Here is a 22,729-nt window from a genome sequence, read left to right on the forward strand (position 1 = left end):
AACCGGGCGGGCCGACACGGCAGGGCCGGGGCAGGTCGGGCCGACGCAGGCAGGGGGCAGGCCACGCAGGGCTGGGCGGCCGTTACGGCAGGCCCGGACGCCTTCCGGGGTGGGCGGGCCGGCGTGGCCTACCCGGGGGCGGGCCGCAGGGCACGTAAGGCGAGGCGGCCGACGCAACAAGACCGGCGGGGTCGGGCGGGGCGAGCCGGGCGGGCCGACAGCGGAGCCGCTACGGCAGGCCCGCAGGCCCTCCGGGGTGGGCCGGCCTGCGTGGCCTGCCCGGGGGCGGGGCGGGCTGGGTGCCGACCCCGGTTCTCGGTTCGGCTACGGCGTGCGGTGCCGTGTCGCGGGAGTTGCCCCGGCCGGTTCCTCGGTGCGGTGCCAGAAGGCGGATGCCGCAGTGGGCGTCGCCGATACCGGGACGTGCCCCGCCGGATCAGGCGGCGGCGTCGTCCGGTGTCGTGCGTCGGCGCGCCGGAGGAGCAGCCGCATGGTGGTTCCGTTCGGCTGTTTCTCCGGTGCCGCGACGCGAGCGCAGCGGGCGGCGGCCGGCTGGTGCCGCGCCCGGCGACGTTTGCCCCGGCGCGGTGCTCGGTGCGGTGCCTCGGTGTGCCGCCGGAACGTCCTCGTACTGCGGAGTACTTGTACTTGGATGTTTCGGCGGTGCGGCGAGGCACCGCACCGGGGTCACCGTCGCCGGGCGCGGCACTAGTTCCCGACCTCGGGTTCAGAAGCGGTTTCCTCGTAGCGGTCGAAGCCCCGGCGGGCCAGGCGGCTCTCGGTCTCGGACAGGGTGACCTCGCGCCGGGTGTCCCACGGTCGCTCCCAGCCCGTGTAGTGGAGCACCCGGTCGATCAGCCCCGCGGTGAACCCCCACACCACCATGTCGTGCACCAGGAACGCCGGGCCCAGGTGCCCGCTCGGGTGGCGCAGCCGGGCCCGGTTGGCCGGCTCGACCAGCTCGGCGATCGACACCCGCTGCACCCGGGCGACCTCCTCCGGCGCGCCGGGAGCCACCTCGCTCTCCCGATGCCACCACGCGAGTACGGGAGTGACCACGAAGTCGCTCACCGGGATGTACAGATCGGGCAACCGGCCGAAGACCCGCACCCCGGCCGGATCCAGGCCGACCTCCTCCTGCGCCTCGCGCAGCGCCGTCCCCTCCGGTCCGTCGTCGCCCGGATCCACCGAACCGCCCGGGAACGCGGGTTGGCCCGCATGCGAGCGCAGCGTCGCGGCGCGCTGGAGCAGCAGCAGGTCCGGGCCCTCGGGCCCCTCGCCGAACAACATCAACACCGCGGAGCGTCGGCCGCCCTCGGCCGGCGGCAGGAAGCGGCTCAGCTGCTCGGGCCGGATCGCTGCGGCGGCGCGCGCGACCGGGCGCAGCCATTCCGGCAGGTCGGCCTCGGCCCACATCTCGATCCCGGTCCCGGTCTGGGTCACCCGGCGTCCCCCTCGTCCTTCGGTGCGTTCACGGCCAGTACCGGCTTGGCGGGCGGCTGCAACCGCTGCCCGGGCTGCCCGGCCATCTCGTACTTGAGCAGTGCCTTCGCCTTGATCGGATCCGTCTCGCCCTCGCCGTATGCCGGACACAGCGGCGCGATGGCGCACGCCCCGCAGGCCGGTCGGCGGGCATGGCACACCCGGCGGCCGTGGAAGATCACCCGATGCGAGAGCAGGGTCAGGTCCTTGCGCGGGAACAGCGCGCCGACCTCGTGTTCGACCCGGACCGGATCCTCGTCGGTGGTCCAGCCGAACCGCCTGGCCAGCCGGCCGAAGTGGGTGTCCACGGTGATCCCGGGGACGTCGAAGACCTCGCCGAGCACCACGTTGGCGGTCTTGCGGCCGACCCCGGGCAGGGTGACCAGATCGGCGAGCTTTCCCGGTACCTCGCCGTCGTACCGCTCCAGGAGCGCCTGGGCCAGCCCCTGCACCGAGCGGGTCTTGGCCCGGAAGAACCCGGTCGGCTGGATGATCGACTCCAGTTCGGCCGGCTCGGCGGCGGCCATCGCGGCCGCGTCCGGGAAGCGGGCGAACAGCGCCGGGGTGACCGTGTTCACTCGGCGATCGGTGGTCTGCGCGGACAACACCACGGCGACCAGCAGTTGGAACGCGTCGCCGTAGTCGAGTTCGCAGTGCGCCCCCGGGTATATCTCGCCCAATTCCCGATTGATCCGGCGCGCACGGCGCACCAGGGCCAGGTGGGACTCGGTTTTCACGACCTTCGCGGTGCCCCGCGACCTGCGCGGTGCGGGCTCCGTCACGTTGCTCGACACCCGGCCAGAGTACGCAGATGCGCCGGACTTGCGGTCGAGCAGTCCGCACACGCGTGATCACAGGAGTGACATGTCCGGTTACTGTGGATCCGCCCGTTCGTGATCCAGGCCACCCCGCGTGATGATTGCGGGTACCGGTGCGTCAGACTGTGACCGATCGCACTGTTTGACCGCTCGGCTTCATTGGTGTCGACCAGGCCGGCCTAGGAGGAACCTCGTGGACGACGTTTTGCAGCGGGCTCCGCTGTTCGCGGCGCTCGAAGATGAGGACGCCGCCGAGCTGCGGGCCTCCATGGCGGAGGTCGCGCTCGAGCGCGGGGACTCACTCTTCCACGAGGGTGACCCGGGCGACCGGCTGTATGTGGTGATCGAGGGCAAGATCAAACTGCATCGCAGCTCGAACGACGGCCGGGAGAACATGCTCGCCGTGCTCGGCCCGGGCGAGATGTTCGGCGAGCTGTCGCTGTTCGATCCCGGACCGCGTACGGCCACCGCCACCGCGCTGACCGATGTACGGCTGCTCGGCCTGGGCCACTCCGACCTGCAGCCGTGGCTGACCGGTCGGCCCAAGGTCGCGGCGGCGCTGCTGCGGGCGATAGCCCGTCGACTGCGCCGGACCAACGAGAGCCTGGGCGACCTGGTCTTCTCGGACGTGCCCGGCCGGGTGGCCAAGGCGCTGCTCGACCTGTCCCGCCGGTTCGGCGTACCGGCCGACGAGGGCATCCACGTCGCGCACGACCTCACCCAGGAGGAGCTGGCCCAGCTGGTCGGCGCCTCGCGGGAGACGGTCAACAAGGCGCTGGCCGACTTCGCCAGCCGCGGCTGGCTGCGGCTCGAGGCTCGCGCGGTGGTCCTGATGGACGTCGAGCGGCTGTCCCGCCGCTCGCGCTAGACGTACGACGAAGGGGCCCGCCGCGAGGCGGGCCCCTTCGTCGGGTCCGGTCAGCCGTTCGCGTGTTCGGCCAGGTAGTCCAGCTGGGCCCGGACCGACAGCTCGGCGGCCCACCACAGGCCGCGGTCCACGTCCGCGTAGACCCGCTCGACCACCTGCTCCGCGCTCTTGTCGCCCGCCGCGACCGCGGCCTCGACCTGGGCCAGCCGGGCGGCCCGGTGGGCCAGGTAGAAGTCGAGCACACCGGCCGCGTCGTCCAGGATCGGGCCGTGCGCGGGCAGGATCGCGGCGACCTCGCCGGCGCCGGCGAGCGCGCGCAGTCGGCGCAGCGAGTCCAGGTAGTCGCCGAGCCGACCGTCGGGATGCGCGACCACCGTGGTGCCCCGGCCGAGCACGGTGTCGCCGGTGATCACGAACCGGTCGGCGGCGACCAGGAAGCACACCGAGTCGCCGGAGTGCCCGGGAGTGGCCAGCACCCGCAGGTCGAGCCCGCCGTCGTCGATCACCTGCCCGTCCACCAGGCCCTCGCCGCCGAGGCGCCACTGCGGGTCGACGGAGTGTACGACCGCGTTGGTGAGCGCCTTGAGTCCGGCCACGCCGGCCGAGTGGTCGAGATGGCCGTGGGTGAGCAGGATTCGGCCCACCCGGCGGCCCTCGGCCTCGACGGCGGCGACGATCGCGCGCAGGTGGCCCTCGTCGTCCGGCCCCGGGTCGATCACCACGGCGGTGTCCGCGCCGGGCTCGGCGACGATCCAGGTGTTGGTGCCGTCGAGGGACATCGCACTGGGATTGGGTGCGAGCAGACACGTCACCCGGGAGCTCGCGGGCCCGCCGATGCTCGAACGGGGATTGCCGGGCAGGGGCTGTGCGTTCATGGTCGCCATCCTGTACCTCGTCGTCGGTACCTCGATTGTCCGGGGCCCGATCGTCCCGGGTGGCCCGCTCCCGAACGCCCGTGCCGGCTCATCGCAGCCCGAACGGATCCGCGACGCCGGGCCATTCGAGTACGAGGCGCTCCCCCTCGAACCGGCCGCGCGCCATGATCGGGGTGATCTCCCGCTCGGCCGCCGCGGCCAGTGCCGCCTCGGCGTCGGTCAGGTCCGCCAGGTGCCGCAGCGTGTCGATGGTCGGCGGCAACATCGCCAGCTCCCGCGCGCGGTGTTGGGCCAGCGCGTCGGCGGGCCGGGCCCAGGTGACCCGGTCGGCCTCGCCGGAGACGTCGCGGGTGCGCTGGCCGGCGGGCAGCGCCGCGACGAAGAACCACGTGTCGTAGCGCCGGTCCTCGTACTCCGGGGTGATCCACCGCCCCCACGCACCGAGCAGATCCGAGCGCAACACCAGCGCGCGGCGCTCCAGGAACTCGGTCAGCGTCACCTCGCGCGCCACCAGGGCCGCGCGGTCCGCCTCCCAGTCGGCGCCCGTGGTGTCCGAGACGATCGAGGTCGGGTCGGGGCCGGCGAGCAGCACGCCGGATTCCTCGAAGGTCTCCCGGACCGCGGCGCAGACGATCGCGCGGGCCTCGGCGACACCGGTGCCGAGCCGCTTCGCCCACTCGGCGGGGGCGGGCCCGGCCCAGGCCGGCGAGTGGTCCGCGTCCCGGGGGTCGACCCCGCCGCCGGGAAACGCGTACATCCCGGCCGCGAACTTCATCGTGGTGTGCCGGCGCAGCAGGTACGCCTCGGTGCCCGCCGGCCGGTCGCGCAGCAGCACCACGGTGGCCGCGCGGCGCGGGGCCACCGGTTCGGCCTCGCCGGCGATGATCGCGCGGGCCCGCTCGGCCCAGGACGCGGGCACACCCGCGCTCTCGGCTCGTGTACTCCCCGATTCGGCCATGCGCCGGATCGTACGCCTGACCGAGTCAAGTTCCATCTCTCGCCCCCGAAACCGATCGGACCCGCCCCGAAAGGGGCGGGTCCGATCATCACCTCGGCTCGAGCGATGATCCGCTCAGCCCACCTCGACCAGGATCTCCACCTCGACCAGGATCTCCACCTCGACCGGGGCGTCCAGCGGCAGCACCGCCACGCCGACCGCGCTGCGGGCATGCCGGCCGGCCTCGCCGAAGACCTCGCCGAGCAGCTCGCTGGCGCCGTTGATCACGCCGGGCTGACCGGTGAAGTCCGGGGCGCTGGCCACGAATCCGACCACCTTGACCACCCGGCGCACCAGCGCCAGGTCGCCCAGCTCGGCCTTGACCGCGGCGAGCGCGTTGAGCGCGCACTGTCGGGCGAGCTCCTTGGCCTCCTCGGCGGTGACCTCGGCGCCGACCTTGCCGGTCGCGGGCAGCTTGCCGTCGATCATCGGCAACTGGCCGGAGGTGTAGATGTAGTTGCCGGTGCGGATCGCGGGCACGTAGGCCGCGACCGGGGGCACCACGCCGGGCAGGGTCAACCCCAGCTCGGTAATGCGCTGTTCGGGGTGTACCTCGCTCACTGCGCCGCTCCCTGCTTCGCGCGCTTCATGTAGGCGACCAGGCTCTCCGGGTTCGGACCCGGCACCACCTGTACCAACTCCCAGCCGTCGTCGCCCCAGTTGTCCAGAATCTGCTTGGTCGCGTGCACCAGCAGGGGGACGGTCACGTATTCCCACTTCGTCATGTGTCCAGACTTTAGACGGACCCCTCCGGTGGTTCGACGGGGCGCCACGCCACCGGCGAGGACAACACCATCGTGCTGGAGGGTTTCCCGTGCTCGGCGAGCCGGTCGATCAGCGCCTGGAAGTCGGCCATCGTGCCCACCGCGACCATCAGCAGGCAGCACGCGTCGCCGGTGACCCGGTGCACCTGGAGCACCTCGGGCCACTCGCGCACCGTGTCCGCGTCCCGGCGCAGCAGGCAGCGCGGCCCGTAACAACTCATCCGCACCAGCGCGACCACCCCGCGACCGGCCGCCGCCGGGTCCACGTGCGCGTGGTAGCCGGTGATCACGCCGGCGTGTTCGAGCCGGCGCACCCGGGTGGCCACGGCGGGCGCCGAGAGGTTGATCCGCCGGGACAGTTCGTTGAGCGAGGTCCGGGCGTCGCGCTGGAGTTCGGCGAGCAGTCTGCGGTCGATCGCGTCCATCTTCGCCCCTCGTTCACGATCGTGAAGGTATGCCGTCCGACACCTGGCGAGCGTAAACCGAATCGGCCTCGGGTGTGTTCGATGCCCATTCCCAACCGAGCGGTCGCACGATTGCATGAGGGCACTCCCCGACCGACCCGCCGGTGGGACCGGCAGGAAAGGTGGTGCGCGATGACCGTCGCCGATCCGACGGCCGCACGGCAGGCTCCCCCCGCCGGCGCGCCGCCGTACGCGGACTATGTGGGCCTGGACCGGCTGCTCGCCCTCCAGCGCACCCGCACCGACGAACCCGCCGAGTTGTCCTTCCTGATCTCCTCCCAGGTGATGGAGCTGCTCTTCGCGTTGCTCCGGCACGAGTGGACGCTCGCGGGCGAACGACTCGACGCGGACGACGTGTCCGGCGCGACCGGCGTGCTGCGGCGCAGCATCCGCGAGTTGGACGTGCTGGTGTCCACGTGGGACCTGCTCGGCACGCTCACCCCCGGCGAGTTCGGCGCCTTCCGGGACGCGCTGGGCGAGGCGTCCGGCTTCCAGTCGCATCTGTACCGGCACCTGGAGTTCCTGCTCGGCGTCAAACGCGCGGGGGTGCTGCGGGCCTACCCGGGCGCCCCGGCGGTGTACGCCGACCTGGAGCGTTCGTTGCACGCGCCGAGCCTGTACGACCACGCCCTCGACCTGCTGGCCCGCCGTGGGCTGTACACCCCGGCGCCGATCCCGGATCGAAGCCGGCCGTACGTGCCGTGCCCGGACGTCGAGCGCGCGTGGGCAACCGCCTACAGCGACGGCGTTCCCGATCTGGTCGAGCTCGGCGAGGCGCTCACCGACGTCTCCGAGCGCTGGACCCACTGGCGTGAGCGGCATCTGGCGACGACACTGCGCGCGCTGGGCAATCGACCGGGTACGGGTGGATCGGCCGGTGCGTCCTGGTTGGAACAGACCGTCCGGGAGCGCGTCTTTCCCGAGTTGTGGACCATGCGCACCCTGATCGAACCGGCGCGGGTCTGATTCGGCGCAGTACATCGAGTTCATCGAGTTCATCGACTTCATCGGTTCATCGAGAGATGGGTGCAGCATGTCCGATTCCCTGCCGAACAGGGTCGCCGAGGCCGCCGAGCTGGACGCCGCCGATCCGCTGGCGCACGTACGCGAACGTTTCCTGCTGCCGGCCGGGGTGATCTACCTCGACGGCAACTCGCTGGGCGCGTTGCCCGCGGCGGTGCCCGACGCCCTGCACGACGCGGTGCACCGCCAGTGGGGCACCGACCTGATCCGCTCCTGGAACGCCAACGACTGGTGGGACGCGCCGGCCCGGATCGGCGACCGGATCGGCGCGCTGCTCGGCGCCGCGCCCGGCCAGGTGATCTGCGGCGACTCGACGTCGGTACAGATCTTCAACACGATCGCCGGCGCACTGCGACTGCGGCCCGGGCGCACTGTGGTGCTGGCCGACCCGGACAGCTTCCCGACCGACCTCTACCTGGCCGAGTCGATCGCGAAGCTGCTCGGCGCCGAGGTACGCCGAGTGCCGGTCGACGCGTTGGCCGAGGCGTTGCTCGTGGCCGGCGACACGGTCGCGGTGATCGCGTACAACCACGTCGACTACCGCAGCGGCGAGTTGCGCGACCTGCCCGGGCTGACCGCCGCCGCGCATGCCGCGGGCGCCTTGGCGCTGTGGGACCTGTGCCATTCCGCGGGTGCCCTCCCGATCGACCTGGACGCGTACGACGTCGACCTGGCCGTCGGGTGCGGCTACAAGTACCTGTCCGGCGGCCCGGGCGCGCCCGCCTTCGTCTATGTCGCCGAGCGGCACATCGCGGCCTTCGCACCGGCCCTGACCGGCTGGCACGGGCACGCGAACCCGTTCGGGATGGAGGCGGGTTACACCCCGGCGCCGGGCATCGAGCGGGCCCGGATCGGCACCCCGCCGCTGTTGTCGATGCTCGCCCTCGAAGCCGCGCTCGACGCGTACGAGGGGGTGTCGATGGTGGCGGTGCGGGCCAAGGGCCTCGCGCTCACCGACCTGTTCATCGCGTGCGTCGCCGACCTCGGCCTGGAGACGCTGACCCCGACCGAGCACGCGCTGCGCGGCAGCCAGGTCGCGGTGCGCCACCCGGAGCCGCACGCGGTGATGGCGGCGCTGATCGACCGGGGCGTGATCGGCGACGTGCGGCCGCCGGACGTGCTGCGCTTCGGCTTCAATCCGCTCTACATCGGCTACGCCGACGTGGTCGAGTCCGTACGGGTGCTCGGGGACATCCTGGAGACGGGGGCGCACCGGGATGCGCGCTACGCCATCCGGGCGACGGTGACGTGACTCGGGTCACCACGGGGGGATCACCTCCGACCCGGCGGGGACCGGGTGGTTAGGCTCGACTCGTGAGTTTGGGTGCGAGGCCACACGGGTCGGGTCGGATCGCGGGTGCGGCCGAATGGAGTAGGCCGATCAGGGCCGGGATCCGGGTGGGCCGGGGCCGGGTCCCGGCCGACCGGCGGCTGCCGTGACCACGTCGCCGGCGCGTACCGTCGACGGCGACGCCGATTGGGAGGGCGTGCGCCTGCACGTGGTCAGCGGCAAGGGCGGCACCGGCAAGACCACGGTGGCCGCCGCGCTGGCCCTGGCCCTGGCCACCGGCGGGCGACGCACCCTGCTGGTCGAGGTGGAGGACCGGCAGGGCATCGCCCAGCTCTTCGACTGCGCGCATCTGCCGTATGAGGACCGCAAGATCGCGGTCGCCCCGGGCGGTGGCGAGGTGTACGCGCTCGCGATCGACCCGGAGGAGGCGCTCCTCGAATACCTGGACATGTTCTACCACCTGGGTCGGGCCGGAAAGGGCCTGAAGAAGCTGGGCGCGATCGACTTCGCCACCACCATCGCGCCGGGTCTGCGCGATGTGCTGCTGACCGGCAAGGCGTGCGAGTCGGCGCGGCGCCGGGTGCAGGGCCGGTTCGCCTACGACGCGGTGGTCATGGACGCGCCGCCCACCGGCCGGATCGCGCGCTTCCTCAACGTCAACACCGAGGTGGCGGGGCTGGCCCGGTTCGGCCCGATCCACACCCAGGCCGAGGCGGTGATGGGGGTGATCCGCTCGCCGCAGACCGCGGTGCACCTGGTCACCCTCCTGGAGGAGATGCCGGTCCAGGAGACCGTGGACGGCGTCGGCGAACTGCGCGAGTCGGGCCTGCCGACCGGCGGCGTGGTGATCAACATGGCCCGCCCGCCGCTGCAGGCCGAGGACGAGAGCGACACCGGCCGGCGGCTGACCCCCGAGCTGCTCGAGGCCGGCCTGCTCGCCGGCGGCATCAAACCCACCCGGCCGCTGGTCGCCTCGCTGCTGGCCGAGGCCGACGAGCACGCGAGCCGGATCGAGTTGGAGAGCACCGGGCGCGGGCTGATCCGCGACCTGGACCTGCCGGTCTACGAACTGCCGCTGCTGGCCGACGGGATGGACCTGGGCGGGCTGTACCGCCTCGCCGAGGCGCTGCGCGAGCAGGGGATGGCATGAACAGGCTGGAGATCGACGCGCTGATCGACGACCCGGGCACCCGGATCCTGGTCTGCTGCGGCTCGGGCGGGGTGGGCAAGACGACCACGGCCGCGGCACTCGGGCTGCGCGCCGCCGAGCGTGGTCGGGACGTGGTGGTGCTGACCATCGATCCGGCGCGCCGACTCGCCCAGTCGATGGGGCTGACCGAGTTGGACAACACGCCGCGCCGGGTGGTCGACGTCGACGAGACCAAGGGCGGCAGCCTGCACGCGATGATGCTCGACATGAAGCGCACGTTCGACGAGATCGTCGAGCAACACGCCGACCCCGAGCGCGCGCAGCAGATCCTGGACAACCCGTTCTACCAGTCGTTGTCCGCGGGCTTCGCCGGCACGCAGGAATACATGGCGATGGAGAAGCTGGGCCAGTTGCACGCGACCGGCGAGTGGGACCTGATCGTGGTCGACACCCCGCCGAGCCGGTCCGCGCTCGACTTCCTCGACGCCCCCCAGCGGCTCGGCTCGTTCCTGGACGGCCGGCTGATCCGGATCCTCTCCGCCCCGGCCAAGGTCGGCGGGCGCGGCGCGCTCAAGTTCCTGTCCGCGGGCATGGGGCTGATGACCGGCGCGCTGAGCAAGGTGGTCGGCACCCATCTGCTGACCGACATCCAGACCTTCGTGGCCGCCCTGGACACCACCTTCGGCGGCTTCCGCAAGCGCGCCGACGCGACCTACAAGCTGCTCCAGGCTCGGGGCACCTCATTCCTGGTGGTCGCCGCGCCGGAGAAGGACGCGCTGCGCGAGGCGGCGTACTTCGTCGACCGGCTCGGCGCCGAGCGCATGCCGCTGGCCGGGTTGGTGCTCAACCGCGTACACGCCACGCGCGCGGGTCGGTTGTCCGCCGAACGCAGCCTGGCCGCCGCCGAGTCGCTGACCGAACAGGCCGACGGCGAACCGGTCGAGGACGCGCCGCATCCCACCGACCTGCGCCTGGTCGCCGGGTTGCTCACGCTGCACGCCGAGCGGCTGCGGGTGATCGACCGGGAGGAGCGCACCCGCACCCGGTTCACCTCGATCCACCCCGAGGTACGGGTGGCCGAGGTGCCGGCGCTGCCCGGCGACGTGCACGACCTGGACGGGCTGCGGGTGATCGGCGCGAGCCTGGGCGCGGGCTGACCTCGCGGCCGGCGCCGCGGGAGGAGCGCACACCCGGTCCGCCCCGAGGTGCAGGGGCTGCGCGTGATCCGTCCGGGCCCGGGCGCGGGCCGACCTCGCGGCGGCCGACTGCGGCTCGGGTTCGGCTCGCGAACCTGCCCCGAACATCGCGGCGTGGTCCCGACCTTGCGGTCCGGCCCGACCTCGCGGTCGCGTTCGCGGGCGACCCGCCGCGTGAGGTCGTCGCCGGTCCACCGGGACCCGGGCCTGACTCCCGGCCCCGGTGGGCGGTGACGTTCGAACGCGGTGGCGGTCGGTCGGTGCCCGACACGTGTCGGGCGATCCCTTGCCCGCCGGCGAGGTGTCCTCAGCCGGCGACCCGAAACTCCTCGTCTCCGTGGATGTCGCGCTCGTACTCCTCGCGCGCGGTCTCCAGGAGCCGACGCCACGAGGTGATCATCGGCCGGCGGCGCAGCAGCGCGCGCCGCTCCCGCTCGGTCATGCCGCCCCAGACGCCGAACTCCACTCGGTTGTCCAGCGCGTCGGCCAGGCACTCGGTGCGGACCGGACACCCGGTGCACACTGCCTTGGCGCGATTCTGCGCCGCCCCCTGCACGAACAGCTCGTCCGGATCGGTGCTCCGGCAGGCGGCCTGCGTGCTCCAGTCGGTAACCCAGCTCATGCTGGTGCCGTCCTCTCCCGATTTTCGAGGCTCCCCCAACGGCGGCGAAGGGAATTCCCTACGCCAAGCAGGACGGTACGAAACCCTGAGCACGCGCAACAGCCCCTGCGCGGGCAGTCATCGATGGCCCGGAAGGACTATGCGCAAATATGGACCCACCCGTCCGGGTGAATGCTCTTGCGCTTTCGGTCTCGGCTTCACTCAGCAGGAGACGCGTCGTCGGCACGGAGCACGGCAGCGGGATGCGACATCCGGTCACATTCACTCCAAAGAGTGAAATGCGGGGTGACACGAATCCCCCGGCTGCCCGGCCAGCTTAGGCGAAGCGCCTTCCCCGCGTAGGGTGTTTCGGCACGTAGGCTGTCGCCCATGGCCCGAACTTCCTCCGGCTCGGCCCGCCCGAAACGCGGCTCGTCCCGCCCACGAACCCCGTTGGGCTTCGTGGGCCGGTTCGCCGCCTTCGTGGGTGCGAGCATCCTCGCCGGTGCCCTGGTCGCGGGAATCGCGCTGCCGTTCGTGGGTGGCTTCGGCCTGACCGCGAAGGCGGCGTCGGAAAACTTCGACGACCTGCCCAGCGACCTGGATCAACCGTTCCTGTCGCAGCCGTCGTACATCCTCGACTCCGAGGGCAACCAGCTCGCGATGGTCTACGACCGGTATCGCATCCTGGTGAACTTCGACCAGATCTCCCCGATCATGCGTCAGGCGATCGTGGCGATCGAGGACTCGCGCTACTACGAGCACGGTCCGATCGACCTCAAGGGCACCCTGCGCGCGCTGTTGCGCAACCAGCAGTCGGGTGGCGCCGGATCCAAGCAGGGCGGCTCCAGCCTCACCCAGCAATACGTGAAGAACATCTTCGTGGAGGAGGCCGGCAACGACCCGGCCAAGGTGGCCAAGGCCCAGGCTCAGGAGGTCTCGCGCAAGATCAAGGAACTGAAGTACGCGATCGGCCTGGAACAGCGGTTGTCCAAGGACGAGATCCTGAACCGGTATCTCAACATCACCTTCTTCGGCCGCCAGGCGTACGGCATCGAGGCCGCGTCGCAGCGCTACTTCAGCAAGCACGCCAAGGACCTGACCCTGCCCGAGGCGGCCCTGTTGGCCGGCGTCGTGCAGGCGCCGTCGGCGTACGACCCGATCGGCTATCCGAACGCCGCCCGGGAACGCCGCAACATCGTGTTGCAGCGCATGGTCGAGGTGAAGGTCATCTCGCAGGCCGACGCCGACGCGGCGAAGGCCACCGAACTGGGTCTGAAGACCCAACCGCTGCCCAACGGTTGCATCACCGCCGACCAGATCGACGGTGCCGCGTTCTTCTGCGACTACGTCGAGCGGGTGGTCAAGAACGACCCCGCGTTCGGCGCGAACCGCGACGAGCGGGACCGGTTGTGGCGTGAGGGTGGACTGCGGATCACCACCACGTTGGACCGAAAGGCGCAGAAGGCGGCCTACACCGCCGCAACCAAGGGTGTACTCCAAAAGGACCCGGTCGCCGACGCGGTCGTGATGGTCGAGCCGGGCACCGGCCGGATCAAGGCGATGGCGCAGAGTCGGCCGTACGGGTTCGGCGACTACGAGACCACGCTCAACTACTCGGTCGACCACAACATGGGCGGCTCGACGTACGGCTTCCAGACCGGGTCGACGTTCAAGCCGATCACCGCCGCGGCGGCCCTCGAGAGTGGGATGAAGGTCGACCAGGAGTATTCGACCGATGCCCAGATCGACATGCGGAAGGAGAAGTTCCGCACGTGTGACAAACCGACCGCGCCGGACTCGAGCTTCAAGGTGAACAACGAGAGTTCGAGCGAGGTCGGCACCTGGAACATGCAGACCGCGCTGGAGAAGTCGATCAACACCTACTTCGTGCTGTTGTCCAAGGACGTCGGGCTGTGCCCGATCGCCACGCTGGCGGACCAGCTCGGGGTGCACTCGGGCGACGGCAAGGCGCTCCAGCAGGTGGGCAGCATGACGCTGGGCTCCAACACGATCGCGCCGATGAACATGGCGGCGGCGTACGCCGCGTTCGCCAGTCGCGGTGTGTACTGCGCGCCGATCGCGGTCGCCGAGGTGGCCAAGCTCGACGGCACCAAGCTGGCCGTCCCGCAGGCGGGCTGCAAGCAGGTGATGAAGCAGAGCACGGCGGACACGATCAACGCGCTGCTCAAGGGCGTGGTCGAGGACGGCACCGGGGCGATGGCCGGGCTCAAGGACCGGGACAACGCGGGCAAGACCGGGACCACCGACCACCGCAAGGCGGCCTGGTTCGTCGGCTACACGCCGAACCTGTCCACCGCGGTGTGGATCGGTGGCGCCAAGAACGATGTCGAGATGGTCGACATCACCATCGCCGGCGTCCCCTACGACAAGGTCTACGGCGGACAGGTCCCCGGACCGATCTGGAAGAGCGCGATGAACGGCGCGCTCAAGGGGGCGGACGCGCCGGGCTTCGTGGACCCGCCCGGCGGCACGATCCCGCCGAAGCCGGATCCCAACCGGAAGGGGGACGACGGCACGACCAAGCCGCGCGACCAGAACCGCCCACCGGGCAATGGCAACACCAGGCCGCCATGGACTCCCCCGTGGACTCAGCCGTCCACGCCACCGTCGTCCGACGGGGGCGGCGGCACGAGCAAACCGCCGCCCGACACGACGCGCCCGCCGGGCCACTCCCGGCCGCCGACGGGTGACCCGCTGGGGGGCGGAGGCTGGGGCGGGTTCTGACCTTTTGGGCAGATTGGTCCGACCGTCGATCCGATTGGTCCGACCGTCGATGAGAAACGCCGATGGTGGTGCCCCCGAGTCGTTCGGGGGCACCACCATCGGCGTGTGTGGCGCGGGGTCGGGCGGGCGACCCGAGGCCCGGGCGCGGGTGGGACCGATCGGACCCGCCCGGCGGGCCCCCGGCCGGCCCCCGGCGGGTCAGCCGCCCAGTTGGCTCTTGATCTCGGCGGCGATCCGGCCGCCCTCGGCCCGGTCGCCGACCTTGGGCCGGACCACCTTCATCACCTGACCCATCGCCTGCGGACCACTCGCCCCGGTCTGCGCGATGGCCTCCGCGACGATCAGCTTCAGCTCGTCGTCGGACAGCTGGGCCGGCAGGTAGGCCGCGAGCACCTCACCCTCGGCACGCTCGCGGGCGGCGGACTCGGCCCGACCACCGTGCGCGAAGGCCTCGGCCGCCTCACGACGCTTCTTGGCCTCGCGCACGATGACCTTGAGCACCTCGTCGTCGGACAGCTCGCGGGCGGTCTTGCCCGCGACCTCCTCGTTGGTGATCGCGGTCAGGGTGAGGCGCAGCGTCGAGGAGACCAGTTCGTCACGGGACCGAATGGCCTCGGTCAGGTCGCTCTGCAAACGGCTCTTGAAGGTGCTCATGCGCACAAGTGTCGCAGCCGCGAGGCACGCGGCCGTACCCAATTAAGCGCGAGGAGCCCGCGCGATTAAGCGCGAGGAGCCCGCGCGCCGGGCCTGCGCGCGGCCCTCGTGCGCCGGCGAGACTGCCGACGACCGGCCGGCTCTGCCAGCATGGAGGGATGCGACCGCGTTCAGCCTTTCCCCTTGCCGTTGCCGTCACCGGGGCCGCCTGCCTCACCTATGCGGCGGCCTACGAGGCCCGTTCGTTCCGCCTGCGTCGGGTCGAGGTGCCGGTGTTGCCTCGCGGCGCGCGACCGGTACGGATCCTCCAGGTGTCCGACATCCACATGGTGTCCGGCCAACGCCGCAAGCAGGAATGGCTGCGCCGACTCGACGCGCTGCACCCCGACTTCGTCCTCAACACCGGCGACAACCTGTCCGACCCGGACGCGGTCCCCGAGACGCTGGACGCCCTCGGCCCCCTGCTGGGCCGTCCCGGGGCGTACGTATTCGGCTCCAACGACTACTTCGGTCCCCGGCCCAAGATCCCCACCGACTACCTCCGCCGCGACGACGGCACCCGCCGGCTCGGCCCGGAGAACCCGTGGACCGACCTGCGGGACGGCTTCGACCGGGCGGGCTGGGAAAACCTCAACAACGCGCGCGGCCGACTCAAGGTGGACGGCCTGGAGATCGAACTGGTCGGCCTGGACGACCCGCACATCGACCGGGACCGCTACGAACAGGTGGCCGGCGGCCCCGACCCGAGCGCGAACGTCTCCCTGGCCGTGGTGCACGCCCCCTACCTGCGCGCCCTGGACGCCTTCACCGCCGAGGGCTACCCGCTGATCATCGCCGGCCACACCCACGGCGGCCAGGTGTGCGTCCCCTTCTACGGCGCCCTGACCACCAACTGCGACCTCGACCGCAAACGCGCCAAGGGCCTGTCCAAACACCTCTCCGCCGACCGCGAGGCCTACCTCCACGTCTCCGCCGGCTGCGGCACCTCCCGCTACGCCCGTTTCCGCTTCGCCTGCCCCCCGGAAGCCACCCTCCTCACCCTGACGGCCCGTCAGTCAGCCCCCCGCTAAACCGGATTTCGCCTCAGGCCCCCGACCCGCTAAGCTGAACGCGCAGCATCGGGGTGTGGCGCAGCTTGGTAGCGCGCTTCGTTCGGGACGAAGAGGCCGTGGGTTCAAATCCCGCCACCCCGACCCAGGTCAGAGGCCCTATCGGATGACTCCGATAGGGCCTCTGGCGCGTTGCCCGCGCGAAACCGGGGTCGACCGTCTGTTCCTGCTCGGCCCGACACCGCTGCAACTTGCCGGTCTCCGGCGACAGACCCGACCGCGGGGTTGTGCGGGCGTCGGACTTGTCGGTCACCCGGTGGGACCCGACGCCTGCCACCACACCGGGGACGGCGCGTATCCGCTGCGCGGGTTGATGTTCACCGTGCCGCCCGGGGTGATGGCGAACCGCCGCAGGGCCGCGACGGGCCGGGAGTCGAGGATGAACACCCCGTCGACGCTCCGGGTGGTCACCGAGGTGACCACGCCGTCGGCGTCGGAGAAACGGACCGGCGAGGTGTCCGGCGGGTGGACCTCCTGTACCACCGCGAGCGCCTGCTCCCCGTCGGCGTCGAGCCCGGCTCGGACCGCGGCGGCCCACTGCGCCTCGCCGACCTCCGCGCCCACGGTGATGCCGAGCCCGGCGTGGCCGCGTACCGGTTTGAGCAACAGCCGGTTCCGGTGGGCAAGGGCGAACTCGGGGAGGGAGACCCGCTCTCCGGCGTACGTGGTATCGCCCGGCTCGACCACCCGCGTCCAGGGCACGTGGTCCCGCAGCCGGTCGGCCGGCGACGGCTGCATCCGGGCCGGCAGGCCGTCGTCCGACAGCAGCGCCGGCGAGAGCTTGGCGGCCAGGATCTCGCCGAGGTATCCGGTGGACACCCGGACCAGGCCCTCGAGCCCACTGGCGAAAGCCCGGCGCGGCAGGGCGAGTTCATCGTGTCGGCCCTGGTCGGGCGATTCGAAGTATCGGTAGATCACGGTGACCGGGTCGCCCCGGTGGTGCACGCCGCGACGATCGATGTCCAAGTCCTCGAGGGGACAGTGGAAGGCGTCGATCCCATGGCCCTCGAGCGCTTTGACGAACGCCCCGTAGGACCACGCGGACGGCGCGCTCTCGATCTCGTGGCGCCAATAGCAGACGGCCACCCGGTCCACGCCCGGGGTCAGCGGCAGTGCGTCGATCAGCGCCCGCATCGTCCGGGGCGGTTCCGCTTCCACCCGGACGCCGAGCTCGGCCGGCGCGTCGTGCAGGCTGAACGACCCGGCCGGGGAGTCGGCGTTGATCTCCACGACCACCGGCCGGCCGCCGCTGGTCACCACGTCCGGCCGGGCGATGGTCGACCAGTCCTGCCACGGCTGCATGGCGATCAGTTCGTACTCGCTCGGCGCGGCCGGGCAGAGCTTGGCCATCGCCTTGAGGTCACCGCCGCAGATGTCGTCCCGGATGGCGTCGAGACCGTCGATGACCGCGCTGGTCGCCGCGCCCAGCCCGGCCTGTGTCGCGGCCGGTTCCAACGGTGGCGTGATCACGAACTGCTCGCGGATCTTCGCGGACACGGACGGGCCGAGGTGGTCCAGCGCGCGCAGCACCTGCCCGGGTGACGGGGACATGTGCAAGTACCGTGCGGTCATCGGCAGAACCTTCGGTGAGGACGGGAAGGGGATGACGGATCAGGGCGTGCCTACCGACAGGCCCGGTGCGCGGACGAACTCCCGCATCAACCGGTCCGAGCGCTCGGGCCGGTCCCACAACACCTGGTGACCGGCCTCCTCCACCAACCCGACGATCACGCCGCCTCGGACCGTACCGGGATGGTCGGCCGGGAACCGTTGCACAACAAACGGCCGCCGGGTGGACGCGGTGAAGTGGATGTCGACATCCGTGAGTCCGATGCGCATGATCTGCCCCGGTCAGGTCGAAGAGACGTGGCCCGACGGCCGGCCGGCGAACCCCACCCGCAGGAGCACGGGGAACAACGTGCTTGTCGTCGAGATCGACGAAGGGAACTCTCCCGTCAGCCTGGCGCCGCTGCGGGTGACCTCGTGCACGAGTTGCTCGAGGCGTTGCAGCGCCAGTTCTGCGGCCATGCAGCGTCGGGCGCCCGCGCCGAAGGGGAAGTACTCGGCGATGCCCGGCTGTTGGTCGACCCAGCGTTCGGGCCGGAACTCCTCGGGGTCCGGGAAGACGTCGGGGTCGCGATGACTGACGTAGGGCGAAATGACCAGTTCGTCACCGGCGCGCAGCTTCCATCCGGCGTAGACGCCGTCGCGGGCCACCGTCCGGCTGATCAGCCAGGTCGGCGGGTAGAGGCGGAGGGCCTCGTTGACCACCCTGGATCCGGCGCCGGGATCGGTCCGAACGCGGTCCTGCCAGTCGGGGTGGGCGGTCAGGAGGGCCAGTAGCCAGGAGCCCGCCGCGGCGGGCACGAGTGTTCCGGCCAGCAGGACTGCCACGGCCAGGTTGGCGATCGTATCTGGGTCGAGCCCCGCGTCGGCCAGGTCCCCGATGATGCCTCCCGAACCCGAACCCGAACCCGAGCCCGAGCCCGAACCCGACGCTGGGGCGATCATCGCGCGGAGGCGGTCGACCAGCGCATCGTCGTCGCGCCGTGCCCGCCGGTGCCGCCGGGACAACAACGCCAGCAGCCCGGGCAACCGGGTGCCGTTGTCGACGACCGCGATCAGGCTGGGCAGGAGTGCCCGGGTGCCTTCTGCCAAGCCTGCGTCGGGCCGCCCGGCCACCAGCCGGACGGACGCCCGCAGGTTCAGCCGGGTCAGGTCCTCGACCACGCCGGCGGCCTCCCCGGCCGTCTTCCATCCCTCGACCAGCTCGCGCAGCTCGGCCGGTCCGGTCGGGTCGTCGCCGCCGCCGCCGGTCACCGTGCGGCGTACGGACGTCGAGGCACGCCGGCGGGCGTCCATCCAAGCTTCCAGCGCCGCGTCGCCCCGGCCCGCGTCGACGGTCTCCAGCCTGCGGTTCAGGGGCATCCGGAAGTCGGTGTTCGTCGCCCGGAAGACCGCCTCGATCAGGGCGGGGTCGGACACGAAGACCAGGTTGGCGGCCATCCGCACGACCGGCCCGGTGGCGGGGAGCGAGGCCAGGAAGCCGATCCGATCGGCGTTGTAGACCCGGGTGAACGACCGCCAGCTGTAGCCGGCGTCGGTTGGCGTCCGCACGGCGTTCATCGGCTGCTCCTTCCTGGTGCGCGCCGAGGCTCCCGGCCGCCCGGCATCTCTGTGGGGCGGCCGGGAGCAGGCAGGGCCGCAATGTCGCGGCCCTGCCGCTTTCCTCCGGCCGGGATCACCGCGGCCTTCAGTGCCAGGGGTACCGCCCCGGCATCGACTTGCGGGTAAGACGCGCGAAGAGCTTCTGCATAGTGGTTCACCTCCTCCGAAGTGGTCACTGTTGGAGCCGTCCACCCGACGCCTTGCGGCGGTCGGGAGGTCTGTGGTGTGGCCTGATGCCACAGCAGGTCAGGGGTGAGCGCGGCGACCTCGTTCACCCCGAGCAGGACGGGCATCCGGGCCGGCTCGCGAACTGCTCGCGGAGCGCCCGGTTTCCGGTGTCGGTCATGCGACCGGCTCCGTCGACTCCGTGAGCTTCGATGTCCGGTGGTTCGGGCCGAGCCGGGGCCCGAGGGCCTTTCCGTCGTCGACGTGGGCGGCGACCGGCGCCCCCGCGTCGAGGCGCGTCCTGCGGAAGGTGGTCAGGCCTGCGGGGGGCTTCGGGGTGTCGGTTCCGTCCGGGCGGGTCGGGGGTCCCGGGACACCGGCGCCGAGTAGGTACACGGCGGTTTCGGTCACCCCGTCGAGGTCGAGGAGGGCTTCGAGTTCGGTGTCGGTGAAGGCTGCGGTCTGGAAGGGACCGAGGCCCAGGGCGGTGGCGGTCAGGGCGAAGGTCTGGCCGAAGTGGCCGGCGTTCATGAGCATGACCCGATACGCGCGTGCCGTCTTGTACTTGGCCTGGAGCCGCTCGACCAGCGAGGTGAGCACCACCACGAAGGCGGCCTGTTCGATGCCGGGTTGGTCGACGCCGAGCCGGGCGATCCGCTCCCACGGTGGGCTCGGCTTGAGGAACTCGAGGCCGTGCTTGAGCACGTTGTAGTGGTAGATGCCGGGTTCCAGGTGTGCGACGCGGCGCACCGCGAGGTATGCCTCGATCTCCTGGCGGGCTCCACCCGATGCGCTTGTGCGTTGCATGAGGCCGCCGAAGGCGTCCGCGTCGATGAAGCCGGTGGGGCCGAACACGGTCGCGAGCAGCGTGGCGAAGTCCTCGAGCGGCACCTCCCGGGCGGCGAAGGACCGGTGTGTGCGGCGGGCGTAGAGCACCTCGTCGAAGGACGCGTCGAATCGTCGCGGGACGCGGGGCAGCAGCACGAGGTCGGCGTCCGGATACGACTTGAAGAGTGCGGGTGCGGCGGATTCACCGGCCAGGCGTTCGCGTATCTCCACCGTGGGATCCACGAACGGGACATCCTTGGTCATCGCGTGCATATACCGCGCACATGGATGCCAGGCGGTCCAGGAGTTACCGACCGCGTCGTCCCGATCCGCCTCCGGGTCGTCCCGGCGCACGACCAGGCCGACCTCGCGCAAAGCGGCGATGGATTCCCGGACGGATTCCGCGTCGAAATCCGGGAATCGGGCCGCGATCTTCTCCTCGTCGATCCAGTCGCCCAACTCGTGCAACAGCGCCGCGGCCATCGGATCGAGCGCGGAAGTGGTCCGGGTGCGATAGTTCTCGACGACGAAGGAATTCTCGTGCCAATAGCAGACGATGCTGCGCGCTCTGCGCATGGACATGGGCATGGCTTCGATCGCTCCCGACGATGCGTAGTGGGGCCGGAAAGATTTCCGGCCCCACCCTGAGTCACGCGGAGAACAGGACTCGGAAACAATCCGCCGCCGGGCTCCGGGTCACGAGATTACGAGCTTGCCAAATCACGAGATCACGAGATCACGAGATCACATGTTCACGAGGAGAACGGGACTCGGAAGGAGTCCTCGACGACGATCGGCTTGACGATCAGGGTCATCTTGCGCATGGCACACCCCCTCTCCGCACGGTCGATACGGTCGATGAATACGGCCGATCCGGGCCCGGGCTTTCGACAAACGCAAGCACCCGGGGATGGGATGCAGCCGGGATCGAGGTGGCCGCCCTTCGGCGGCACACGGAAAACGGCGCACGGGCGCCCCACGCACGGCACAGGGCACAGGGCACCCGGCCGGGCACCGGGTCGGTCAGCGGCCGGCCACGTAAACGATTTTGCGGCCGCGTTCCTCGTCGCCCTCGCCGGACTCGGTCAACTCGCCGGCCGTGATGCCATGCGCCCCGAGCACCCGCAGACCCGCGTCCGCGAGCACCCGGCGCACGGTCGCGTCGGAGTGGTGGCGGTAGACGTGCCGCGAGGAGACCCGCCGCCAGCCCGCGTCCTCGCGCGCGAAGTAGTCGTGCGCGACGGTAACGATGCCGTCGGGCGCCACCGGTCCCGGGTCGCCGCGCCAGACCTCGAACCGGTCTTCCGCTTCGAAGATCTGGGTCGTCGCGTAGACCCGTCGGTAGATGCCGAGCGTGTTCATGTCGAAGACGAAGACACCGCCCTCGGCCAGGAGTTTCGCCACGCCCCAAAACGCCTGCCCGAGTTGTTCGTCGTCGGTGAGATAACTCAGCGGTTCGCCGATACAGGTGACCACGTCGAAGTCACCCAGGTCCGGGATATCGCGCAGATCGCCGACCGAAAAGGAGATCCCGGCCGCCGCCGGCTTGGCCCGGGCCAGCTCGATCATCGACGGCGAAAGATCGAAGCCGGTCGCCGCATATCCCAGATCCCGGAAGGCGAGGGTGCTCAGGCCCGTTCCGCAACCCAGGTCGAGCAGCTGCTTTCCGGTCGGCTTTCCGGACGGCGTGCCGGCCGATCCGTATCGATCGAAGAGCTGCGCATAGAAGGAAATCCAGCGGGCGAAGTCCGGATCCTCGGCGATCTTCTCGTAGTCTGCCGCCACGGTCTCGTAGGCGAGCAGCGCATGATCGAAATCGATGTGCTCCGTACCGGTGGACAAGGAGATATCCCCTCGATCGAGCCGATTGGATACGTTCACACCCGCCGCACGACACCTCGGGCGCCTGTCGCTCGACCACGAGGAATGTATCGTTGCGTTTTCTTGACCGTCAAGAGTTGTCGATCGACGCGAGCCAAAAATTCGACTGCGCATGCCCCCGTCGTTGATCCATAATGGCGATCTTGATTCCCCGAATTGAAAGTCGCCACATGGCCGATACTGCCGACGACCCGTCATTGTCCGTCCTGCCGGCGGGATTTCGCACCGTTCCGTACGTATACGCCCGGCATCCGCAGGCAGTCACCGCAGGCGATCTGTCGGCGGGCGCCAATTGCCAGCTGTACGCGTACACCTTCCTCGCCCATCACGGCCTGCACGTCCCGCCGTTGCGCTCCTCGGAGCTGTGGGCCGACGTCGCCGCGACCGTCCGGGTCACCGAACCCGCGCCGCTGGATCTGGTTCTGTTCGACGGCGGCCCGCGCCCGGACCGGACCCCCGGCTACGCCGCGCACGTCGGCGTCCACCTGGGCCCCGATCGGGTGCTGCACCTGTGTCGCGAGGTCGGCCGCCCGGCGATCTGGTCCCTCGCCGAGTTCGCCGCCCGCCCCCGCTACGCGCGTCTGCTCGGAGTCAAACGATGTCGGACGGTGACGGAACACAACCGCATCCCACGTAGTTGAATTGCC

At 71.0% G+C, this 22,729-nt stretch carries 22 protein-coding genes and 1 tRNA gene; 9 read left to right on the forward strand and 14 right to left on the reverse strand.

Going from position 1 to position 22,729, the window contains the following annotated elements:
• Positions 1–708 precede the first annotated feature (708 nt).
• Together ABIA38_RS37980 and nth are read right to left on the reverse strand one after the other, a co-directional pair.
• Positions 709–1,443 (reverse strand): NUDIX hydrolase, encoded by a 735-nt coding sequence (locus ABIA38_RS37980; protein ID WP_424643541.1) that lies wholly within the window; start codon positions 1,441–1,443, stop codon positions 709–711.
• Positions 1,440–2,264, reverse strand: a complete 825-nt coding sequence (gene nth, locus ABIA38_RS37985) for an endonuclease III (protein ID WP_424643589.1) — start codon at positions 2,262–2,264, stop codon at positions 1,440–1,442. The genes ABIA38_RS37980 and nth overlap by 4 nt, the downstream gene beginning before the upstream one ends.
• 229 nt (positions 2,265–2,493) lie before the next feature.
• Between nth and ABIA38_RS37990 the strand changes: the two genes are divergently transcribed.
• A complete protein-coding gene (locus tag ABIA38_RS37990) occupies positions 2,494–3,168 on the forward strand; it encodes a Crp/Fnr family transcriptional regulator (RefSeq protein WP_355530989.1) in 675 nt (224 codons plus the stop codon).
• A gap of 50 nt (positions 3,169–3,218) precedes the next feature.
• Here ABIA38_RS37990 and ABIA38_RS37995 read toward each other — a convergent pair whose 3' ends face one another.
• The 5 genes from ABIA38_RS37995 to ABIA38_RS38015 form a co-directional block, all read right to left on the reverse strand.
• A complete protein-coding gene (locus ABIA38_RS37995; protein ID WP_424643542.1) occupies positions 3,219–4,052 on the reverse strand; it encodes an MBL fold metallo-hydrolase in 834 nt (277 codons plus the stop codon).
• 79 nt (positions 4,053–4,131) lie between these two features.
• Complete coding sequence (locus tag ABIA38_RS38000) at positions 4,132–5,001, reverse strand: NUDIX hydrolase (RefSeq protein WP_424643543.1); 870 nt, start codon at positions 4,999–5,001, stop codon at positions 4,132–4,134.
• A gap of 114 nt (positions 5,002–5,115) precedes the next feature.
• Entirely contained in the window at positions 5,116–5,601 is a 486-nt protein-coding gene (locus ABIA38_RS38005) for a RidA family protein (protein WP_424643544.1), read from the reverse strand.
• The gene (locus ABIA38_RS38010; RefSeq protein WP_360316010.1) at positions 5,598–5,765 is read right to left on the reverse strand and encodes a hypothetical protein; all 168 of its coding nucleotides are present in this window, start codon (positions 5,763–5,765) and stop codon (positions 5,598–5,600) included. The genes ABIA38_RS38005 and ABIA38_RS38010 overlap by 4 nt, the downstream gene beginning before the upstream one ends.
• Positions 5,766–5,776: 11 nt before the next feature.
• The gene (locus tag ABIA38_RS38015) at positions 5,777–6,229 is read right to left on the reverse strand and encodes an Lrp/AsnC family transcriptional regulator (protein WP_424643545.1); all 453 of its coding nucleotides are present in this window, start codon (positions 6,227–6,229) and stop codon (positions 5,777–5,779) included.
• 171 nt (positions 6,230–6,400) lie between these two features.
• Here ABIA38_RS38015 and ABIA38_RS38020 point away from each other — a divergent pair, with 171 nt between their 5' ends.
• The 4 genes from ABIA38_RS38020 to ABIA38_RS38035 all read left to right on the forward strand — a co-directional run bounded on the left by ABIA38_RS38020 (position 6,401) and on the right by ABIA38_RS38035 (position 10,889).
• Positions 6,401–7,234, forward strand: coding sequence for a tryptophan 2,3-dioxygenase (locus ABIA38_RS38020; RefSeq protein ID WP_424643546.1), 834 nt, complete (start codon positions 6,401–6,403; stop codon positions 7,232–7,234).
• A 67-nt stretch (positions 7,235–7,301) separates the two neighbouring features.
• Positions 7,302–8,543, forward strand: coding sequence for a kynureninase (gene kynU, locus ABIA38_RS38025; protein WP_424643547.1), 1,242 nt, complete (start codon positions 7,302–7,304; stop codon positions 8,541–8,543).
• Positions 8,544–8,727: 184 nt separating this feature from the next.
• Positions 8,728–9,732, forward strand: coding sequence for an ArsA-related P-loop ATPase (locus ABIA38_RS38030; protein ID WP_424643548.1), 1,005 nt, complete (start codon positions 8,728–8,730; stop codon positions 9,730–9,732).
• Complete coding sequence (locus tag ABIA38_RS38035) at positions 9,729–10,889, forward strand: ArsA family ATPase (protein ID WP_424643549.1); 1,161 nt, start codon at positions 9,729–9,731, stop codon at positions 10,887–10,889. The genes ABIA38_RS38030 and ABIA38_RS38035 overlap by 4 nt, the downstream gene beginning before the upstream one ends.
• 346 nt (positions 10,890–11,235) lie before the next feature.
• On the opposite strand, the gene ABIA38_RS38040 is transcribed toward ABIA38_RS38035, so the two are convergent.
• Positions 11,236–11,550 (reverse strand): WhiB family transcriptional regulator, encoded by a 315-nt coding sequence (locus tag ABIA38_RS38040; RefSeq protein WP_020554910.1) that lies wholly within the window; start codon positions 11,548–11,550, stop codon positions 11,236–11,238.
• Positions 11,551–11,919: 369 nt separating this feature from the next.
• On the opposite strand from ABIA38_RS38040, the gene ABIA38_RS38045 reads away from it, so the two are divergent.
• A complete protein-coding gene (locus ABIA38_RS38045) occupies positions 11,920–14,277 on the forward strand; it encodes a transglycosylase domain-containing protein (RefSeq protein ID WP_424643550.1) in 2,358 nt (785 codons plus the stop codon).
• A gap of 198 nt (positions 14,278–14,475) precedes the next feature.
• On the opposite strand, the gene ABIA38_RS38050 is transcribed toward ABIA38_RS38045, so the two are convergent.
• A complete protein-coding gene (locus ABIA38_RS38050) occupies positions 14,476–14,931 on the reverse strand; it encodes a GatB/YqeY domain-containing protein (protein WP_424643551.1) in 456 nt (151 codons plus the stop codon).
• A gap of 158 nt (positions 14,932–15,089) precedes the next feature.
• On the opposite strand from ABIA38_RS38050, the gene ABIA38_RS38055 reads away from it, so the two are divergent.
• Complete coding sequence (locus tag ABIA38_RS38055; protein ID WP_424643552.1) at positions 15,090–16,001, forward strand: metallophosphoesterase; 912 nt, start codon at positions 15,090–15,092, stop codon at positions 15,999–16,001.
• A 49-nt stretch (positions 16,002–16,050) separates the two neighbouring features.
• A tRNA-Pro gene (locus ABIA38_RS38060) sits at positions 16,051–16,124 on the forward strand.
• Positions 16,125–16,289: 165 nt separating this feature from the next.
• Here ABIA38_RS38060 and ABIA38_RS38065 read toward each other — a convergent pair.
• The 5 genes from ABIA38_RS38065 to ABIA38_RS38085 form a co-directional block, all read right to left on the reverse strand.
• A complete protein-coding gene (locus tag ABIA38_RS38065) occupies positions 16,290–17,612 on the reverse strand; it encodes a hypothetical protein (RefSeq protein WP_424643553.1) in 1,323 nt (440 codons plus the stop codon).
• Positions 17,613–17,651: 39 nt separating this feature from the next.
• Complete coding sequence (locus ABIA38_RS38070) at positions 17,652–17,879, reverse strand: hypothetical protein (RefSeq protein ID WP_424643554.1); 228 nt, start codon at positions 17,877–17,879, stop codon at positions 17,652–17,654.
• 12 nt (positions 17,880–17,891) lie between these two features.
• Complete coding sequence (locus ABIA38_RS38075) at positions 17,892–19,166, reverse strand: cytochrome P450 (RefSeq protein ID WP_424643555.1); 1,275 nt, start codon at positions 19,164–19,166, stop codon at positions 17,892–17,894.
• 384 nt (positions 19,167–19,550) lie between these two features.
• Positions 19,551–20,783 carry a SagB/ThcOx family dehydrogenase gene (locus ABIA38_RS38080; RefSeq protein WP_424643556.1) on the reverse strand — a complete coding sequence of 411 codons (1,233 nt, stop codon included), beginning with the start codon at positions 20,781–20,783 and terminating at the stop codon, positions 19,551–19,553.
• A 441-nt stretch (positions 20,784–21,224) separates the two neighbouring features.
• Positions 21,225–22,043 (reverse strand): class I SAM-dependent DNA methyltransferase, encoded by an 819-nt coding sequence (locus ABIA38_RS38085; protein ID WP_424643557.1) that lies wholly within the window; start codon positions 22,041–22,043, stop codon positions 21,225–21,227.
• 209 nt (positions 22,044–22,252) lie between these two features.
• On the opposite strand from ABIA38_RS38085, the gene ABIA38_RS38090 reads away from it, so the two are divergent.
• Entirely contained in the window at positions 22,253–22,723 is a 471-nt protein-coding gene (locus ABIA38_RS38090; RefSeq protein ID WP_424643558.1) for a cell wall hydrolase, read from the forward strand.
• Positions 22,724–22,729: the final 6 nt, after the last annotated feature.

Origin of the sequence: Embleya sp. AB8 (genome assembly GCF_049739465.1) — a bacterium.
Lineage (GTDB): Bacteria > Actinomycetota > Actinomycetes > Streptomycetales > Streptomycetaceae > Embleya.

What these genes read in the sequence shown, in the direction of transcription:
- ABIA38_RS37995 (WP_424643542.1), bottom strand. Translation starts at nt 4,052, where the DNA reads ATGGCGACCATGAACGCACAGCCCCTGCCCGGCAATCCCCGTTCGAGC.
- ABIA38_RS38000 (WP_424643543.1), bottom strand. Translation starts at nt 5,001, where the DNA reads ATGGCCGAATCGGGGAGTACACGAGCCGAGAGCGCGGGTGTGCCCGCG.
- ABIA38_RS38010 (WP_360316010.1), bottom strand. Translation starts at nt 5,765, where the DNA reads ATGACGAAGTGGGAATACGTGACCGTCCCCCTGCTGGTGCACGCGACC.
- ABIA38_RS38015 (WP_424643545.1), bottom strand. Translation starts at nt 6,229, where the DNA reads ATGGACGCGATCGACCGCAGACTGCTCGCCGAACTCCAGCGCGACGCC.
- ABIA38_RS38020 (WP_424643546.1), top strand. Translation starts at nt 6,401, where the DNA reads ATGACCGTCGCCGATCCGACGGCCGCACGGCAGGCTCCCCCCGCCGGC.
- kynU (WP_424643547.1), top strand. Translation starts at nt 7,302, where the DNA reads ATGTCCGATTCCCTGCCGAACAGGGTCGCCGAGGCCGCCGAGCTGGAC.
- ABIA38_RS38035 (WP_424643549.1), top strand. Translation starts at nt 9,729, where the DNA reads ATGAACAGGCTGGAGATCGACGCGCTGATCGACGACCCGGGCACCCGG.
- ABIA38_RS38040 (WP_020554910.1), bottom strand. Translation starts at nt 11,550, where the DNA reads ATGAGCTGGGTTACCGACTGGAGCACGCAGGCCGCCTGCCGGAGCACC.
- ABIA38_RS38045 (WP_424643550.1), top strand. Translation starts at nt 11,920, where the DNA reads ATGGCCCGAACTTCCTCCGGCTCGGCCCGCCCGAAACGCGGCTCGTCC.
- ABIA38_RS38050 (WP_424643551.1), bottom strand. Translation starts at nt 14,931, where the DNA reads ATGAGCACCTTCAAGAGCCGTTTGCAGAGCGACCTGACCGAGGCCATT.
- ABIA38_RS38055 (WP_424643552.1), top strand. Translation starts at nt 15,090, where the DNA reads ATGCGACCGCGTTCAGCCTTTCCCCTTGCCGTTGCCGTCACCGGGGCC.
- ABIA38_RS38065 (WP_424643553.1), bottom strand. Translation starts at nt 17,612, where the DNA reads ATGACCGCACGGTACTTGCACATGTCCCCGTCACCCGGGCAGGTGCTG.
- ABIA38_RS38070 (WP_424643554.1), bottom strand. Translation starts at nt 17,879, where the DNA reads ATGCGCATCGGACTCACGGATGTCGACATCCACTTCACCGCGTCCACC.
- ABIA38_RS38075 (WP_424643555.1), bottom strand. Translation starts at nt 19,166, where the DNA reads ATGAACGCCGTGCGGACGCCAACCGACGCCGGCTACAGCTGGCGGTCG.
- ABIA38_RS38080 (WP_424643556.1), bottom strand. Translation starts at nt 20,783, where the DNA reads ATGTCCATGCGCAGAGCGCGCAGCATCGTCTGCTATTGGCACGAGAAT.
- ABIA38_RS38090 (WP_424643558.1), top strand. Translation starts at nt 22,253, where the DNA reads ATGGCCGATACTGCCGACGACCCGTCATTGTCCGTCCTGCCGGCGGGA.